This window comes from Neisseria maigaei, assembly GCF_958267405.1.
GTDB lineage: Bacteria > Pseudomonadota > Gammaproteobacteria > Burkholderiales > Neisseriaceae > Neisseria > Neisseria bergeri.
In genome coordinates this window covers 1-2,307 of the sequence record NZ_CATQFT010000046.1, presented here as the reverse complement: position 1 = coordinate 2,307, position 2,307 = coordinate 1, and the positions used below count along the sequence as shown (strand labels likewise).

General features: G+C 41.8%; 3 protein-coding genes. All 3 read right to left on the bottom strand.

All coding sequences use genetic code 11. The features are described 5' to 3' along the window. Positions 1–225: 225 nt before the first annotated feature. From Q3O06_RS08835 to coaBC, 3 genes are read right to left on the bottom strand one after another with little or no spacing between them, the layout of a single operon-like run. Positions 226–702: an SMI1/KNR4 family protein gene (locus tag Q3O06_RS08835; RefSeq protein ID WP_301818471.1), complete on the bottom strand. Its 477-nt coding sequence runs from the start codon at positions 700–702 to the stop codon at positions 226–228. A 2-nt stretch (positions 703–704) separates the two neighbouring features. Then, complete coding sequence (locus tag Q3O06_RS08830) at positions 705–944, bottom strand: HNH endonuclease (RefSeq protein WP_301818470.1); 240 nt, start codon at positions 942–944, stop codon at positions 705–707. Continuing rightward, entirely contained in the window at positions 919–2,127 is a 1,209-nt protein-coding gene (coaBC, locus tag Q3O06_RS08825) for a bifunctional phosphopantothenoylcysteine decarboxylase/phosphopantothenate--cysteine ligase CoaBC (RefSeq protein WP_301818469.1), read from the bottom strand. Before coaBC ends, Q3O06_RS08830 begins: the two co-directional genes overlap by 26 nt. Between the last annotated feature and the right edge of the window lie 180 nt (positions 2,128–2,307).

Genomic DNA, 2,307 nt, shown 5'->3' with positions numbered 1-2,307 from the left:
GATTATTGATTTTTCGCGAAACCATTTGATCATATGACAAGATGTGTATCCACCTTAACTTAATGATTTTTACCAAAATCATTAGGGGATTCATCAGCACCAAGTGTCATTGTATTTTCTAGAGCATTCCCGCTACTTGTTGAGTTTAGGTTTCATATGGACTACGGCTTGCTGATTTCAGACTATCTTTTTAATTTAGTTGGGTTTTCAACTCAACTTACACACTTAATCTGAAAGTTCATATAGCATATCCAAAAAGGCATCAAAACTATCTGCAATATGGCTAGTTACCATTTTCGTATCTCCATTCTCATCTTCATAAAAATCATCATGATACATCAGAATGATACATGGATTTTCATTGCATTTTCTGTAATCAAAACAGATATAATCGCCATTAGCTGAAATCCCAAAAGCAATCACTTTTTTTGCATACCCATATTCATCATCAATACATGAATAGCTATAAATATCTTCATAGCCTAAATTTTGCTTATACCCTAAAAATGAAATGTCTCTTTCATCATTTTCACCGTATTGATTGACAAAATTGAAAATATTTTCTTTAGGGTATAAATGATCATGTTTGCTAAGAAGTGATACATATGAAACAGGAAAAACGACCCCTGCATCTTCAGCAAATTGTTGAATTGTTCTTATTAGAACCAATCCCTCATCTGATGATATTGATAGTTCTTCCATGTTCACAGATCTTTCTTTAACGATTTTTGACCGGTATGCCTAACAGCTTTATGAATACTATTAGGAATTAACTGCATATTATTAGGAGAGCTTTGCGCATTATGATGCCATGTATAACCAGGAATTTTTTCATTTCCTGCTTTAATCTTCATTAATTGTTCATTAGTAAATTGATTTTTGGGCACTTGTCCATGTTCAATAGTTTTCCATAAATCTTTAGTAGCTGCCCTCATCTGTCCCATATTTGTTCAAATATACGGCAAGCCTTTCAACAATCCGCATTGCCGCTTCATCTTTACTTGTTTCGGGAAAAGACAGTTCCCCGTCGTCCCCGATAATGGTAATCCGGTTGGTCGGTTTGCCCATCGCGATTGAAACATCATTGGCAACGATCACCGGTATTTTTTTCTTAATACGTTTTTCCCGCGCATATGCCATTACATTCTCCGTTTCAGCGGCAAAACCGATGCAGAACGGCGGGTTCGGCAATGAGGCAATAGAAGCCAAAATATCGGGGTTCTCATCCAATTCGATGGATAACGGTTTGGCATTTTTATCTTTTTTGAATTTTTGCGTACTCCTGTTTTTAACCTTATAGTCTGAGACGGCGGCAACAGAAATAAAAGCATCTTGTTTGTCGATTAAACGATGCACTGCGCGATGCATATCTTCGGCACTGACGGCTTGAACCGTATCGGATATGGCGAAAGGCAGTTCGGTTTGAAGTTGCCCGTAAATCAGGCTGACTTCCGCACCGGCGGCACGGCACGCCCGCGCCAAAGCTACGCCCATTTTCCCGCTGGAAATATTTGTGATGCCCCTGACAGGGTCAATGGCTTCAAATGTCGCACCTGCGGTAATCAAGATTTTCTTGCCCTTTAAAATTTTCGGTGTCCATAAATCCGGAAGCAGGTCCAGCAATTCGGCAGGTTCCGGCATCCTTCCCATACCATTTTCTCCGCAAGCCTGTTCGCCCAAGCCCGGCATATAGACAGTAATGCCGTCTGAAACCAGTTGTGCGATATTCCGTTGGTTGGCAGGATTCAGCCACATTTCCACATTCATGGCAGGAGCGATGGCAAGAGGACATTTCCGTGCGGCTGCCAGATTGGTCAGTAGGTTATCTGCCACGCCGTTACAGATTTTTGCCACGGTATTCATACTTGCCGGCGCAATCAGAAAAACATCCGCATTCCGGGTTAAGTTGATATGTTCCATACCGTTTGACCCGTTGCCACCGTGCGTGTCGGTTAGCACAGGATTGCCGCTCAAAGCCTGAAAAGTCAGCGGAGAAACAAATTCAGTTGCCGAGCGGCTCATAACCACCGTAACCGAATGCCCCTGTTTTTTCAGCAGCCGCACCAACTCGCAAGACTTATACGTTGCAATACTGCCTGTTACACCTAAAAGAATATGTTTGCCCATTTTGACAATTTCTAATTACGAAGAAAAACAGCAGCCATTCTATAACAAAGTACGGATACATTAGTTACCGTTTGGATACAAAATGCCGTCTGAAGCCCCGAGTTTCAGACGGCATATTCACAAAGGCGCACCAGCCGGAGGAGGGCGAGGAAGGGATTATTGGAGGTGGTGCAGCATTTG

What these genes read in the sequence shown, in the direction of transcription:
- Q3O06_RS08830 (WP_301818470.1), bottom strand. Translation starts at nt 944, where the DNA reads ATGGGACAGATGAGGGCAGCTACTAAAGATTTATGGAAAACTATTGAA.
- coaBC (WP_301818469.1), bottom strand. Translation starts at nt 2,127, where the DNA reads ATGGGCAAACATATTCTTTTAGGTGTAACAGGCAGTATTGCAACGTAT.
- Q3O06_RS08835 (WP_301818471.1), bottom strand. Translation starts at nt 702, where the DNA reads ATGGAAGAACTATCAATATCATCAGATGAGGGATTGGTTCTAATAAGA.